Consider the following 14490-nt stretch of genomic DNA (forward strand, 5'->3'; position numbering starts at 1 on the left):
CGCTCACTCAACGTACTGACGATTGATCATCCTGTCCGAAAACAGGAAAACCTTTCCTTTCATTACTGTGTGAGACTTGATACTTTCGCTTTTGCGACAGACCCCGAAGGACCCACCGCCGCGTCGCGCATCAAGCGCCCACACTTATCGGCTGTTAATTTTTAAAGAACTCTCGCTCAGAAGCTCTGCTTTCTTCGCGTCCGTCATCAAACGGGAGGCGAATTATGCGATGCCCTTTCCATCCCGTCAACCCTATTCGCGAAAAAAGTTTTAGGCCGCCGGACCACAACGTCCAGCAGACTCTCGATGGGCTTCGCTAAGCCAAAGATGGGTCTATGACGCTTAGGCAAGCCAGAGCAGATGTTGCTGCCGCTTTCTTAGGCATCGGCTTCTTTAAGCCTTTAGCGTCAAGGGCGTTGCTTTGCATTCTTAGGCATCGGCGTCTTTAAGCTTTGCTGGCGCGATGCTCTTATCGACCAGACGATGCTCCGTCTCACCACGCCTATCAGCAAGGGATCGCGGTCGATACCCACACAGCAGCGAAGGGGATATAAAGCCTCACGCAACGCCGCTCACGCTCCGTCAATCCGCCAGTGGGGGCGACGGCCAGACCATCTCGATCTCCACTGCAATGGAACGCGCGAGACCGTCGAGGCCGGGGAACAGCGACGCATTCGTAATGTTCATTCTGTACAGCCACTTCATGGCATCCCCGCGCACCGAGGAAGGCAGCACGATCTTACGCAGCAGTTCGTCGTCGCTCGCATAGCCGTCGAGGATATCGGGCAGCGGCCGGTCGATCACGCCAGGCACCACGAACGTACCCGACTGCGCGATCAGCCGGTCATCCATCTCCTCCGGCTCGCCGAACCAGACGACGGGATTGCTGTTGTCGAGAAAGTACTTCTCGAGATTTCCGTCCACGCGAGGATCGATCAGCGTCCGGGTCAGTTCGGGTGCGCCTTCAGGAAGCGCACGGTTGTTCCATAGCACCGGCGTGTTGAGCGCGAAGATCGCCACGTCGGACACCGAGCGTTCGAGTGCGAAGAACGCGGCTACGAACGGCGACTTGGTGAAATCGAGCAATCGCGTGGGCGCGCCATGGTGCTGCATGAGACTCAGGCAGCGCAGATCGTCGTCGAGCAGGGTCGGATGCTGCACATAGTTGTGCGCCTTGCGCCTGAAGATGCGAATCGCGCGCTCCTCGCGCGCGCGCCACTGGGAGCGATCTGCCACGTACGCCAGCATATAGCGCGACAGCGAACTCAGCAGCGGCCACTCTGCGTCCTGTTGTCCTCGAAATGCCCAGCCGTCGAGCGTCGCCGATAGCTCCATAAATTGTTTCCAGCTCGAGACGACGGTTGTTTGCATGGGCGAGGCTCCGGGAAGCGGACAGAAAACCCAATGATCGCTCAACGATGCCGCGTTTGCACGGCCATATCGAGCGTCCATCCGCTTCGTCGCCGATCGGCCACGCACAGCACCCCGCTGCCGGGCGAAGCAAATCGGCATCTCGGCAAAACCACCCATCAGTCAGGATGGTAGCCGTCGTTCAACGTGCCGATAAAAGCAATGATGTCCTTGATGTCCTGATCCGTCATCGCCGGTTTGTCGGTCGGTTTGACGTCGAACGGCGCATCGGCGTAATCGATGTTGGCCTGATATTCCTTGGGTACATCGTTGAAAACCATCACCTTGCCCGACGCGTCGCGCGGATAGATCTTCTCGGGATTCGTATTGCGCAGGTTGTAGAAGTCCATCACCTGCTTCATGTCGTGATACACGCCGTTGTGGAAGTAGATGTGCCGCGCGGCACTGTTGCGTAGCGTCGGCGTGAGGAACATCGAGCAATACTGCGTTTGCGTCGCCAGATCCTTGCGGATCGGGCCGCACAATCCAATATCGTAAGCCTTGGGATCGCGGTTGTGCGCCAGCGTGAGGTTGCGAGGCACGCCGAGCGCTTCGTATTGCGTGTCGGTGAAAAGCGGCGGCAGATGGTCGGCGGTCGGCGCGCTCAGATGGCAGCCGGCGCAGTTGGCTTTCTTCGAGTCGTTGAATAGATGCAGGCCCCGCAGTTCGGTTTGCGTCAATCGCGCCTTGCCTTGCAGCCAGTAGTCGTATTTGCTGGTGAACGCGTGGAATGACGGTTCCTCGAATTCATAGCGCCCAACCGCGAACATGGCCTCCGCCGCGAACAGTTTCGGATCATTGAGAACCCGCGCTCCGAACAGTTGCTGAAATGTTTTGGCGTAAGGTGTGCGGGCTAGTTTGGCGGCCACATCGTCAAGACTCGCATTGGCCATTTCGTTCGGATCGAGCAGCGGCCCGATGGCCTGCTTTTGCAAGGTATCCGCGCGTCCATCCCAGAACAGACCGCCTTGAGGTACCATCGCCGGGGCAGCGGGAGCCAGACCCGCGACCTTGTCGGCACGCTGTGTCCCCTTTGCAGCCGATGCAAGTGCAGCGAAATCGGGCGGTGCCTCGGCATCCGCCGCATCAGGTCCGATGCTGAAAACCGCCTGACGGTAGAGGTAGGCGAGCGACGGCGGCGGACGGTAGCCCGCCTGGTCCAGATGCGGACCGCCTAGCTGCACAGCCAGATCATTTGGCGGTCCGTACGAATGTTGGGGGCTATGGCACGACGCACACGACTGCTTGCCCGAAGCGGACAAGGAAGTGTCGTAGAAAATCTGCTGGCCCAGTTGAGCGACAGCACTCAAAGGAGCGGACGGCGGCAATACCAGTTGTACCGGATGAGGATTCGCTCCAGTCAGACCCGCGACATATTCTCCCACTGCATCGGGCATCCGCTCAGGGTACGTCAGCGCGTAGCCGCCCAAACCCGCAATGGCGAACAGCACGACAACCACCGCCGCCAACAGGCGCCCCCGGCCGCGCGGCCTCGTTTGTCCAGGCGGCTGGGGGACGAGAGGCGATCCGGCTGATGGCGATGTGGAGTGTGGGCTGGTAGACATGTGAAGGTAGCGAGAAGCGCAGAAGGTATCAAGAACGCATAGGACCCGGCCGAAGCCGGGCCTCTCCAAAAACCATCGTCCCGGCAGCGTGAGCCACCGGGACGTGAGCCGACCGTGCAGCGTGTCGGCTTATGAGGCTCAGACCGACGGTTGCGTCGCGGAAGCGGACGCCGGCGGCGAAGCGACCTTGGTACCCTGACTCGGATCGAGGTACAGCACCGGATTCGGGGTGGTCGTCGAGAAGTTGAACAGGCTCATGATGCTGCCCGCGCTGGCGTCGTTCGAACCTTGGCCAAGACGTGCACCGCCAAGCCAGTTGTCCTCAATAAATCGCACCACTGATGCCTGCGTGATCTGCGTGTGATCGACGTAGTTCGGCTTCGCATACGGCGAGATAACGAGTAGCGGAATGCGCGTGCCCGGACCGCAGCGGCCGTTGACCGCACCACCGTTGACACCGACACCTTGCACCGCGCCCGTCGCGTTACACACGCCCGCGCTGGTAACCTGGTCGGCACCGGTCACGCTGCGCTTGTTATCCGAGCTGTTGCCGGCGCTTTCCACCGTGGTGCTGTCGAACGACGAGGTCGTGGGCGTCGCGAACTGGTGGTCGTACCAACCGTCCGAATCGTCATACGTGACGATGACCGCGGTGTTCTTCCAGTCCGGCTGCTGTTGCAGGAAGTTCACCACGCTCGCCACGAAGGCCTGTTCGTCGAGCGGATCCGAGTTACCCGGGTGCGCGTCGGCCACAGAAGGTGCCTTCAGGAAGCTGACCGACGGATAGTTGCCGGAGGACACTGCGGCGAAGAAGTCGTTCACGTCATACTGGTGGTGCACCGGCGTCGCCGTATTGTCGAGCGGATCGGTATGGCCAATCAGCGCCACCGAGGTCGGACGGGTATGCGCAAGATTCTGCGTACTCGCGTAGTACTGGAACCACGCGTGGTGCTGAACATAGTCTCCCTCGCTCTGCCCCAGCACGCTCGAGAAGGTCGTCCGTGCACAGCCCGTCGTGCCGTTCGGGTTGACCGTGGTCAGGTTGAACCCGCCCATGAAACCGCCCCAGGTAATGCTGGCCGAATTGAGCAGATCTCCCACGTTCTTCGACGTCAACGTCGCGGTCGCCGTTGTGTTGGACGGATTGGCCGCTAGCGTGCAGGCATCGCCAGTCGGATCCAGATCCCCAACCAGCGTCCAGCCGCCCTGCAAATCGTAGACCACATTGCTCGATGGGTTCGCCGTCGCGCTGCCTGCCACCACAGCGTTGTTTTTCGTGACCACGACGCCATTGTGCTGGCCCGATACCACGGCAATCGCGCCTGGCGTCGACGGGCCGTAGGTATCGGTATAGGCGTTGTCGCTCATCGCGAAGTTCTGCGCATAGTTCCACAGCGCCGTGACGGTGTTGCCGTCGTAGTAGCCCATCACAAGGCCAGGCGTGCCGAATTCGCCGGTGGAACCCGTCGCGTTGTTACCGGTATTCAGCGGGTACAGGTCCATCTTGCCGCCGTCGGCTGCGAGCTGTTCCGCCGAGTAGCCGTGGTTCTGGCTCTCCGTGCCGGCCTGGGTACGGTCGAGGCGGAACGGATTGATATTGGTGCCGGCCGGGTTCGCGGTGTTCGAGACAGTTGGATTCGCGCTCAGCAATGCGGCCGTCAAACCATTGACCGTCGGCGTGCCGGATGCGGCGGTGAACGACGGTTCGCCAGAGGGGTTCTTCGCGCTCGGGTAGGTGCCGAAGTAGTGGTCGAACGATTCGTTCTCCCCAAAGATGACTACGACATGCTTGATTGGCGTCGCGGTCTGCAGTTCGTCCTGTGCGGACGCTGCGGGCGTGCTCTTGACGTTACTGCCGCAAGCAGCCAGCGCAAGCAACGTCACCGCGAACGAAATCGGTAACAGCGTTTTTCTTTGAAACATGTGGGGCGCTCCGGATATTCTGCGGCGGATCCATCGGTCAACGGAAAGAAGCCGGTTTGTTGAAGGAGTACAGCATGTTGTCAGCTCGGTTACGCCGCAGCATTGGAGCATTCGAATATGAAGGTTTTATAGATGGGTCGAAAGATATCCTGCGAAGTCGTCGACCGTCTGGAGGTCTAATCATTCAATCTTGAGCGAAGGCAATCTGTAATGTTTCGCGTTATGGGAACCGAATGTATTGCCAGTGGGGATCGTGAATAGACGCGCCACACCGGGATATTCGAAGTCAATCGGTGCGTGTGTCATGCCCTGCATTTATACGCATCACTTATTATTTTTCTTTAGCGCTTTTGCCCCGATTGTGACGCCAGTGTGATCGGCAGAGCCGATTTCAAAAAAGACAGAATTTCGTCAATTCATCGAATCAATAACCTAGACCTCGCAAAACCGCTGACGATCCGTCGCACGAGCGTGTGCAGATGCCCTGCGACGACCTTCAATTACCGGAGCTTCTGCAAGTCTGGATCAAAGACGCGGCTGACCCGAGCGTCGCTGGAGTGGCGTAAAACGCCTGGTCCGGCAAGCTCCGCGACCGCAAGCCGGATTGCATCGATCGCTGCACGTGCCGCGGGAGACGGTGTCCCCTCCGCGCGCAACGTCAAACCGATATTGCGCTCCGTGTTATGAAATGGAACATCGAGCACGACCAGTTGCCCAGACTCGCACTCGTAGTGCAATTGCTGCGCCGAGACTGCCGCCACCATATCGGTGCGCAGCAGCAGTCCGCGGATAACCGCGAGGTCAGCCGTTTCGACCGTGGGCATAGGTGACTTGAGTTTGGCGCGGCGAAACTGGGAATCGAACAGTGCGCGGGTGGGCGCATTGCTGCGCGGCAGAATCCACTGGGCGTGTCGCAAGTCCGCGATCGTGAGTCCTCGCGCATTGGCGAGCGGATGGTCGCGACGAGCCAATGCAACCATGTTTTCTGTCATCAACCGCTCGTTGTGCAGACCGCTGCCGGGGTCGTTGTCACGCAACGCACCGAGGATGAAATCAATGTCGCCGGCGCGTAGCCTGGCCACCAGCATTTCGTAGGCACTCTCGTCCGTCACGACGCGCACGCCAGGATGCCGTGCTGTGAGCCGCTCGATTGCATTGGGGAGTATCAACGTGCGACCAAGCGGCAGCGCGCCCACTGTCACTGCCCCCTGGATATTGCCGTGCAGCTCGGCGATATCGTCGGGCACGTGACGCAACTCGTTCAAGGCCCGCCCCACATGTAGCAGGAAGGTTTCACCCTCGGTGGTCAGCAGAATGCCGCGTGGACTCCGATGGAACAGACGCAAACCGGACCCGCTCTCCAGCACCCGAATCGCACTGCTCACCGCGGGTTGACTAATGCCGAACGAATTTGCCGCAGTAGGCATATGCCGATGCCGCGCCAGTGCGACGAATATCTGTAGCCGCCGCGTGTTCAGCAGATAGGCCGGTAGCGCGCCTTCGGCGGGAACACGACGACGCGCTTGCCGCGTCGCACTCCACAATGCCAGCGCGCCGATTTCAGCGAAGATGCGCTCACAACGCTTGAGCACGGCACGCCCGGTGGGCGTGGGCAACATGCCGGACGGCTTGCGCTCAAAGAGCGGTTCGCCGAGAGCCGACTCGAGTTCCTTCACGGATCGCGTCACGGCGGACTGCGCGCGAAAGAGGTCCGCCGCGGCGCGTGTTGCACTGCCGGTGTCGGCGACGAGCTTGAATGCACGCAGATGCGCCAGGTTGAGAAGTTCGTTGTTGCTCACGGTGACCTGCCAGAGGTTGCGACTTCGTTCTTTTGCCATCTGATCTGTTTATGACCTGGAGACTGCATCGATCTCCAGCCACGCACCCGCCGGGGCTTCGCAATACCAATGGAAGCTTATGCCACGCGGATTCCAGCAGCATACCCCGGCCCTCGGCAAACGTGAAACCGTTCTGAATCAGCCCTGCTTTGTACATCGTGACTGGTTAACCCCAACTTACCGCTGCCTCCCCGTTTTCTATATGTTGGGCTCCGATCCGATCCACTTCCTTGCTCGTCCGGCGGCGGTGACGTATCGAATACTGCATGAACCTGTTGATGAAGTTAAGCACGTGAAAGCGGTTTAACCCTTCACGTACGACATTTTTTATATGCATGACTTGAGGAGACGACAAATGGGTGGCAACTTCAGCGTAAGCGGGCATGACGTCAATAGCGATTCGACGTCGAATGTTTCAGACAGGCCGGATCTAAAGGCAACCCTACGCGCTGGCGCGGTGGGCGGCGTAACCGGCGCGGTGTGCATCTGGATTTACGAAGCACTGATCTGGGTGGGGCTGCAACACCAGATGCCGCTGGCCGGCATTCCACGCAACGCCACGGGTCTCGTCTTCGGCAAGGCCTTTCAGGAGGCGCTCGGCATATGGGCCTATTTGCTGGGCACCGCCATTCACTTTGTGTTTGCGATTGCCTGGGGTGTCCTGTTTGCCGTGATCTGGCCGTATTTCCGCCGCCGCGGATATGAAGCCACTTTCGTTGCCCTGTTCTACGCCATCATCGCGTGGATCGCCATGCACGTCGCAATCATGATCGCCGGTGATAATCACCCGAACTACTACGATCCCGCCGTGGTCATCGGCGGCTTCATGTCTCACTTCTGCTTCACCATCCCGCTCGCTCTCACCGTAAAAAGAATGCTCGCATCCAAACCCGGTCTGTGATTCGGCAACGCCCGGTCTGATGCATTAAAAAAACAACACGAGACAAAAAATGAATCGAAAACGAATAGTAGTACTCCTTTCAATCGCGCTGGAACTGACTCTGGCCGGACAGGCACGCGCACAATCGTCCGTCACTTTGTACGGGGTACTCGACGAATTCGTGGGCTATCAGTCGACCAAGGTCGCTGGCAAAAGTACGACGCTCGTCGCCCTCGGGAACAATGGAGAACTCACGAGCCGCTGGGGAATAAGGGGATCCGAGGATCTTGGCGGCGGATATCGTGCGGTCTTCAATCTGGAAAACGGTTTCGATCCAGGTACGGGCGCCATGCAGAACGCCTATCGGTTCTTCGACAGACAGGCTTGGGTGGGCATTGCAGCGCCTTACGGCGAAGTGAGGCTCGGGCGTCAAAATACGCCCATGTTCGCGTGGAGCGGCAATCTTGACGCGTTCAGCTCCGCAACCTACGGATCCGGCTATAACAACTTCGCCAACTGGCAGGCACGGGTCGACAACGATATTGCGTACATCTCGCCGAAACTCTATGGCACCCAGGTCGAACTGCATTATTCGGTTGGCGGAGAACCGGGGACTACCGCGGGAAATGCGGTCTATCAGGCAGCAGTCCAGTCGAACGTTGGCCCGGCCTATCTTGCGTTGGCTTATCTGAATGCGGCTAATCCGACCAACAGTGTCCGTGTTCAGGAAATCCTCGCGGGTGCGAACTACGATTACGGTTCGGGGAAGCTTTACTTCGGCTTTTTCAGGGCCAATGACATCATCTCCGCGACCACCGGCAACGCGCTCGCGAATCCCGCCGGAAAATACAATCCAGCGACCGGCGTAGTGGGCAACGTGGCAGGCAACTACCACAACACCTATTCGTTCTCCGCCGATTACCACGTCACGCCGTTCCTGAGCCTCGGTGCCGGATACGCGTTCATCACGGATAGTTCGTCGCTGGACAACACGGCGCGCGAGTTCAGCGCCATCGTCAACTATGACCTCTCCAAAGCGACGCGGCTCTATGCCGTGGTGTCGAGGTTGAATAACTCCAACACGGCACAGTACAAAATGACGGGTGCCAGTATTACGACAGGGGCGTTCGTGACACCGGGTAAAGGTCAGAGCGAAACCGGCGCACAGATCGGCATCCGGCACGTGTTCTAGGCATAAGTCGCGGCCCGGATAACGTAGACCGTTAGATCCGGGCCGCAAACTGATTGTCTGATGGGGATGAGCGCTGCTCGTTGGACACTCGAACTACCGTGACAGAACTTCCGAAACCAGCCTGCCGGTTACACCGGCTCCATCCCGTGATCGAGCTTGACCCGGGCAGTTTCGGGCGAGGCCAGAAAGGACAGCAACGCCTGTGCTGCTTCACATTGATCGGAAACCGTACAAATCGCAGCCGAGAAGATCGTAACGATCTGCACTTCTGCCGGCAAAGCGCCAATGACGTCGATGCCCGGCACGTGCAGCATCTCGCTCAATTGCTGAAAGCCAAGTTCGACCTCGCCATCCGCGACGAGCGTACCAACCGGCACGCCAGGCGGTGCCTGCACGATGCGCGGCGCGAGCGCTTCAACGATACCCCATTGCTCGAAAAGGCGCACCAGATGCGTCCCGCTAGGTCCCGTCGAATAGCCGATGCTGCGCGCGGCCAGAATAGCCTCGCGCAACGCCGCCTCTGTGCCGATATCGGGGCGCGGCGCGCCGGCAGCCACCGCGATTGCGACTCCTGAACGGGCCAGGTCGACCCGGCGGCCCGCCACGATCCGGCCATCTGCCGCGAGCTGGTCGATCGCGTCAGCGGCAAGCACCACGACATCGAAGCGCTCGCCCTCCTGCACGCGCCGAGCAGCCGCAACGCCGCCGACCGATTCGATCACGACGCGCCGATGCTGGCGTTGTTCGTATTGCGCGACCAGATCCGCCAGCAGGTTCCGGGTGGCCATCGAAGAGATGCCGGCGATCGGCCGGCGGATGGTTTCATTTATGGCCATGGTGACCGCCCTTCCTCAATCGATGTAGCGCAATCCAGCTTGCCGCAACGGCTCACGCATGTTGTACATATCCAGACCGAGCACACCCGAGGCGAGCTTCGCCCGCTTTTCGCCCTCGAAAGCCTCGCGCGCAGCGGCTTTGTCCAGCACCTTTTGCGCCTGCGCTGCGGGCACGGCGACCACACCGTCGTCGTCAGCCACGATAACGTCGCCGGGGTTCACTAATGCACCGGCACACACCACCGGAATATTCACGGAACCCAGCGTCGCCTTGACGGTTCCTTTGGCGGAAATGGCTTTGCTCCACACCGGAAACTTCATCTCCGTCAGCACCTGCACGTCGCGCACGCCACCATCGATAATCAGTCCCCGCGCGCCGCGCGCCTGGAAGCTCGTTGCCAGCAGGTCACCGAAGTAGCCGTCGGTGCAATCCGTCGTCACGGCCGCCACGACAATGTCGCCGGGCCGGATCTGTTCCGCTGCGACGTGCAGCATCCAATTGTCGCCCGGTTGCAGCAGGACCGTCACCACTGTGCCGCCCGCGCGCGCGCCGACATAGATCGGGCGCATATACGGCTTCATCAGACCGGTACGGCCCATGGCTTCGTGCACGGTCGCGGTGCCGAGTTCACCGAGCCTCGCGGCGACGTCACCGTCCGCACGTTGAATGTTGCGATACACCACGCCTAGTTCATACATGTTTAGTGCCCCTTGCTTTTCAGCGCTGCGTCGAGCCGTGGATAGGCGCGACGTGCATTACCCTCGTAGATCTTGTACCGCTCATCAGCGTCGATATACGCGGCTTCGACGTAGCGTTTGGTGTCGTCGAAATAGTGACCGGTTTCTGGATCGATTCCACGGACCGCACCGATCATTTCACTCGCAAACAGGATGTTGTCGACGGGAATCACACGCGTAAGCAGATCGATTCCAGGCTGATGGTAGACGCACGTGTCAAAGAAAATATTGTTCAGCAGATGGTCCTTCAGCAAAGGCTTCTTCATCTCCTGGGCGAGTCCCCGGAACCGGCCCCAGTGGTAAGGGACCGCGCCGCCACCATGCGGAATCACAAAGCGCAGCGTGGGGAAATCGCGAAACAGGTCCGACGTGAGGCACTGCATGAACGCCGTGGTATCGGCGTTCAGATAGTGCGCGCCGGTGGTGTGAAAGCATGCATTGCAGCTCGTGCTCACGTGGATCATGGCGGGGATGTCGTACTCCACCATCTTCTCGTAGAGGGGATACCAGTAGCGATCCGACAGCGGCGGGCTGGTCCAGTGACCGCCCGACGGATCCGGATTCAGATTGATCGCCACATTGCCGTACTGCTCCACACACTTGACGAGTTCAGGAATGCAGGTGTCCGTGTCCACCCCAGGGCTTTGCGGCAACATCGCCGCTGGAACGAAATGGTCGGGGAAGAGTTCGCTCACCCGAAAACACAACTCATTGCAGATCGCAGCCCAGGTACTGGAGACTTCGAAGTCACCAATGTGATGGGCCATGAAGCTCGCGCGCGGGCTGAAGATGGTCAGGTCGAGGCCGCGCTCCCGCATAAGCCTTAACTGGTTGCCTTCAATCGACTCGCGCAACTCATCGTCACTGATGTGCAATTCCGCAACCGCCGGTTTCTCGGCCGGACTGTTGATGCCCGCAATCTGGCGGTTGCGCCATGCCTCCAACGCCTTCGGCGCGGTGGTGTAATGGCCATGAATATCGATAATCATCGTCGCTCCAAAAAACTGGTCCGATTACCGGCGCGGGGCGACGCGTTCCACGCCTGCCATGCGCGCCGAAGCGTTTAGTGTGCTGTGGTTGGATGAGGAACGGCCTCGCCAACGCGTGTGCGCTGGGCCAACAGGATGGCGATCGCCGCGAGGGTCGCGGGGATGGCCAGCATCGCCAGAATGGCGCCGAATTGCCACCCAAGTCCGAGCAGCGCGCCGCCCACCGCAGATCCAAAGATGCTGCCGAAACGTCCCACACCGAGCATCCAGCTGACACCCGTTGCGCGCGCAACCGTCGGATAGCGGCCCGGCGCAAATGCATTCAAACCGGTCTGCGCGCCGCTCATACAGAAGCCCGCAGCGAACACGAGCAAGGTAAGCGAAGAAGAGAGCGCGCCGATCCATCCGAGCGCCAGCACGCACACCGCGCCACCCACATAGGCAGCGCTGATGACCGGAGCCGGCCGGACCTTGTCCATGCTCCAGCCGACGAGAATCGCGCCAAGGGTCCCGCCGATCTGGAACATGGCCGTCACATTGGCGGCTGTGCTGACTGTCAAACCCGCGTCTTTCATCAAGGTCGGCAGCCAGCCCGTCAGCAGATAGATGACGAGCAAGCCCATGAAATAAGTCACCCAGAGCGCGCCCGTCAGGAGTCCGTAGCCTTGCGAAAACAGCACGCCTATCGGCTTTCGCGTGGGCAACGGCGGTTCGTTGGAGACGAAGACTTCGTCGCCGGAAAACCGTGCGCCGCACACCCGTCCAAGCACGGCGCCGATACGCGCCGAGGGTGCGCCGCGCACCGCCAGCAGACGCGCCGATTCCGGCAGCAACCAGATCTGCAGTGGGATCAACGCCAGCGGCAACGCTCCGCCGAAAATCAATACCGAGCGCCAACCGTGTTCAGGAATCAGCCAGCCCGCAGCAAAACCGATCAGCGCCGAACCCAGGTTGAAACCCGTGAACATGATGGTGATCAGCAGCGAGCGCTTGCGCTGAGGGGCGTATTCCGATAGCAAGGTCGTCGTGTTGGGCATTGCCGCACCGAGGCCGATCCCCGCCAGCAGTCGCAACAACGCCATCGTCACCGGCGAATGAGTAAAGGCCGTCAGGATCGTGAAAACGCCAAACAGGAAAATGGAGGTAATCAGCACCCGTTTGCGCCCGACACGATCCGACGCAGGTCCCGCCGTCAGGGCACCGATTACGAGGCCAATCGGCGCCGAGCTCATCACCAGGCCGAACGCGGGACGCGAGATGCCCCAGTCGTGGATGATCGAGGGCGCAACAAAGCCCATGATGGCCACGTCCATGCCGTCCGTCGTCACGATGAGAAAACACAGCGCCACCAGAAGCCACTGGTACGGCGAGATTGTCCGTTCGTCGATAAAGGCCTTGATATCAATTGCTTTTCCGTTCGCCATCTGTGTCTCCTGTCGGCCAGAGTGAGCGCTTCAGCGCTTCCGTGGCCTCATGCAAGGTAATTGCAGTCTCCATGCGCCGGTTGGTTGCTATGACCACCGTCGTCATTAACATGCTGGACGCCATGTCCGCGTCTCAGGTCTTCGTTTTCTCCGCACTGTCCCAATCGAGCTTTCCTGCCGTTTTGCCTGCTACCGAGTACAGCGCGCCCGGCGCATTCCGTGTGCGTTGAAAGGCTTCGAGCGTTTCCCCGCGCATGGCAGCATAGATATGCAGGTTCGATACGCCGGTGACGGCGCCGAGTTTCTCGAGCATGAAGAAGATCACGCCGTAGTGCAGCAGGCCGCGCCAGTCGCGTCGACGAATCAGGTCGCGCTCCTCATCGCTCAGACCCGCGGCCTCGAAGCTTGCTTCGGCGTCGAGCATGAAGGCGGTGCGATGCGCGGGCTCCACCATCCGGTGCAGAAAATCGTTGATGCGGTACGCCCGCACGGCCGCTTCGATCGTGAACGGGTAAGTGCCCTCCAGCTTTTCGATGCCCGCAGTCTGATGCTCGATGTGACGCCGGTGGCGTTCGACGATTGCAGGATCGGTGCCGCGGTCCTCGCCTTCGTAAATCGCCGTCGCGATGCCCGCCATCGACGGCAGGTAGTAGCTGCGATGCTTGCAGGTGACATTGGCGGACAGCGCGCCGCGCATGGCAAGCCACATGACCACTTCCGCGCCCTCGAAGCCACCGAGTTCCGCATATTCGGCGAGGGTCATCTCGGCCAGTTGCTCCGGATCGCGCTCGAACAGATCGAGGAAGCGCTGGTCCCATTCGGTATTGTTGAACCCCGCGCGCTCGCCATGTACCTGATGCGACAGACCGCCGGTCGCGAGGATCACGACCTTCAGATCCTCAGGATAACTTTCGATTGCACGCCTGAGCGCCTTGCCAAGCTTGTAGAAACGGCGCGCGCTCGGAATAGGCATCTGCAACACGCCCATCTGTAGCGGTACCAGTTTGACGGGCCATTCAGGCTTGTGCGGACACAGCATGGACAGCGGCGAAAAGCAGCCGTGATCGAGCGCCTTGTTCTGGAAGAAGGACATGTCGAATTCATCGGCCATGAGCGAACTGCCGATGTGCGCGGCGAGGCCAGGATGCCCGTTGATAGGCGGCAGATCGCGCGCGCCGCCGCCCTCGTCCGCGACGTGCCACTCGGGACCCACGCCTAGCGTGAACGCCGAGTAGTGATCGAAGAAAAACGACGTGACGTGGTCGTTGTAGATGGCGAGGATGACATCCGGCTTTTTCTCGGCAAGCCAGTCTGCCACTGGCGCAAAATTTTCGAAGATCGGCGCCCAAACGGGGTCGTCCCGCTTGTTCTTGTCGAAAGCAAATCCGATGGTGGGCGTATGCGAGGCGGCAATGCCTCCAATGATCCGTGCCATATCCGTACTCCTTCAAAAACCCGCTTGAGACGGCACTTCAGCCTGCGCGCCTGGCGAATGCCACAGAAAGCGCCGTCGCGCTGGGATGAGATGCAGAGATGCAGAGGTGTGGCAGCCGATTCGCGCCACTACCTGACCGCCCAGAAAGTAACCGCGTAGGCCGCGACTCAAAAGGGAGGGTTAACGAGAAGCAATGACCGAAATGCACAGGCTCCTGCCATTCCATGCATTGGCCGGGAGCCGGAAAATTTCGCTGGAAA

11 protein-coding genes are annotated in these 14490 nt (G+C 60.1%); 2 read left to right on the plus strand and 9 right to left on the minus strand.

Annotated features, from left to right (window positions below):
• Positions 1–582: 582 nt before the first annotated feature.
• From P3T43_RS03215 to P3T43_RS03230, 4 genes are all read right to left on the minus strand, one after another.
• Positions 583–1371, minus strand: coding sequence for an FRG domain-containing protein (locus P3T43_RS03215; protein ID WP_429279600.1), 789 nt, complete (start codon positions 1369–1371; stop codon positions 583–585).
• Between the two features lie 158 nt (positions 1372–1529).
• Positions 1530–2975, minus strand: a complete 1446-nt coding sequence (locus P3T43_RS03220; protein WP_429279601.1) for a cytochrome-c peroxidase — start codon at positions 2973–2975, stop codon at positions 1530–1532.
• A 138-nt stretch (positions 2976–3113) separates the two neighbouring features.
• The gene (locus P3T43_RS03225; RefSeq protein ID WP_429279602.1) at positions 3114–4898 is read right to left on the minus strand and encodes a phospholipase C; all 1785 of its coding nucleotides are present in this window, start codon (positions 4896–4898) and stop codon (positions 3114–3116) included.
• A 500-nt stretch (positions 4899–5398) separates the two neighbouring features.
• Complete coding sequence (locus P3T43_RS03230) at positions 5399–6697, minus strand: LysR family transcriptional regulator (protein ID WP_429279603.1); 1299 nt, start codon at positions 6695–6697, stop codon at positions 5399–5401.
• 394 nt (positions 6698–7091) lie between these two features.
• Here P3T43_RS03230 and P3T43_RS03235 point away from each other — a divergent pair, with 394 nt between their 5' ends.
• Together P3T43_RS03235 and P3T43_RS03240 are read left to right on the plus strand one after the other, a co-directional pair.
• A complete protein-coding gene (locus tag P3T43_RS03235) occupies positions 7092–7637 on the plus strand; it encodes a hypothetical protein (RefSeq protein ID WP_429279604.1) in 546 nt (181 codons plus the stop codon).
• Positions 7638–7686: 49 nt separating this feature from the next.
• On the plus strand, positions 7687–8808 hold the full coding sequence (locus P3T43_RS03240; protein ID WP_429279605.1) for a porin: 1122 nt from the start codon (positions 7687–7689) through the stop codon (positions 8806–8808).
• A gap of 128 nt (positions 8809–8936) precedes the next feature.
• Here the strand turns inward: P3T43_RS03240 and P3T43_RS03245 are convergent, their stop codons facing one another.
• The 5 genes from P3T43_RS03245 to P3T43_RS03265 all read right to left on the minus strand — a co-directional run bounded on the left by P3T43_RS03245 (position 8937) and on the right by P3T43_RS03265 (position 14230).
• Positions 8937–9644, minus strand: a complete 708-nt coding sequence (locus P3T43_RS03245) for a substrate-binding domain-containing protein (RefSeq protein WP_429279606.1) — start codon at positions 9642–9644, stop codon at positions 8937–8939.
• 15 nt (positions 9645–9659) lie between these two features.
• A complete protein-coding gene (ligK, locus tag P3T43_RS03250) occupies positions 9660–10343 on the minus strand; it encodes a 4-carboxy-4-hydroxy-2-oxoadipate aldolase/oxaloacetate decarboxylase (protein ID WP_429279607.1) in 684 nt (227 codons plus the stop codon).
• Between the two features lie 2 nt (positions 10344–10345).
• Positions 10346–11371, minus strand: coding sequence for an amidohydrolase family protein (locus P3T43_RS03255; RefSeq protein ID WP_429279608.1), 1026 nt, complete (start codon positions 11369–11371; stop codon positions 10346–10348).
• Between the two features lie 74 nt (positions 11372–11445).
• Complete coding sequence (locus P3T43_RS03260) at positions 11446–12795, minus strand: MFS transporter (protein WP_429279609.1); 1350 nt, start codon at positions 12793–12795, stop codon at positions 11446–11448.
• Positions 12796–12928: 133 nt separating this feature from the next.
• Entirely contained in the window at positions 12929–14230 is a 1302-nt protein-coding gene (locus tag P3T43_RS03265) for a gallate dioxygenase (protein WP_429279610.1), read from the minus strand.
• Positions 14231–14490 lie beyond the last annotated feature (260 nt).

This window comes from Paraburkholderia sp. GAS41 (assembly GCF_050436545.1).
Classification (GTDB): domain Bacteria; phylum Pseudomonadota; class Gammaproteobacteria; order Burkholderiales; family Burkholderiaceae; genus Paraburkholderia.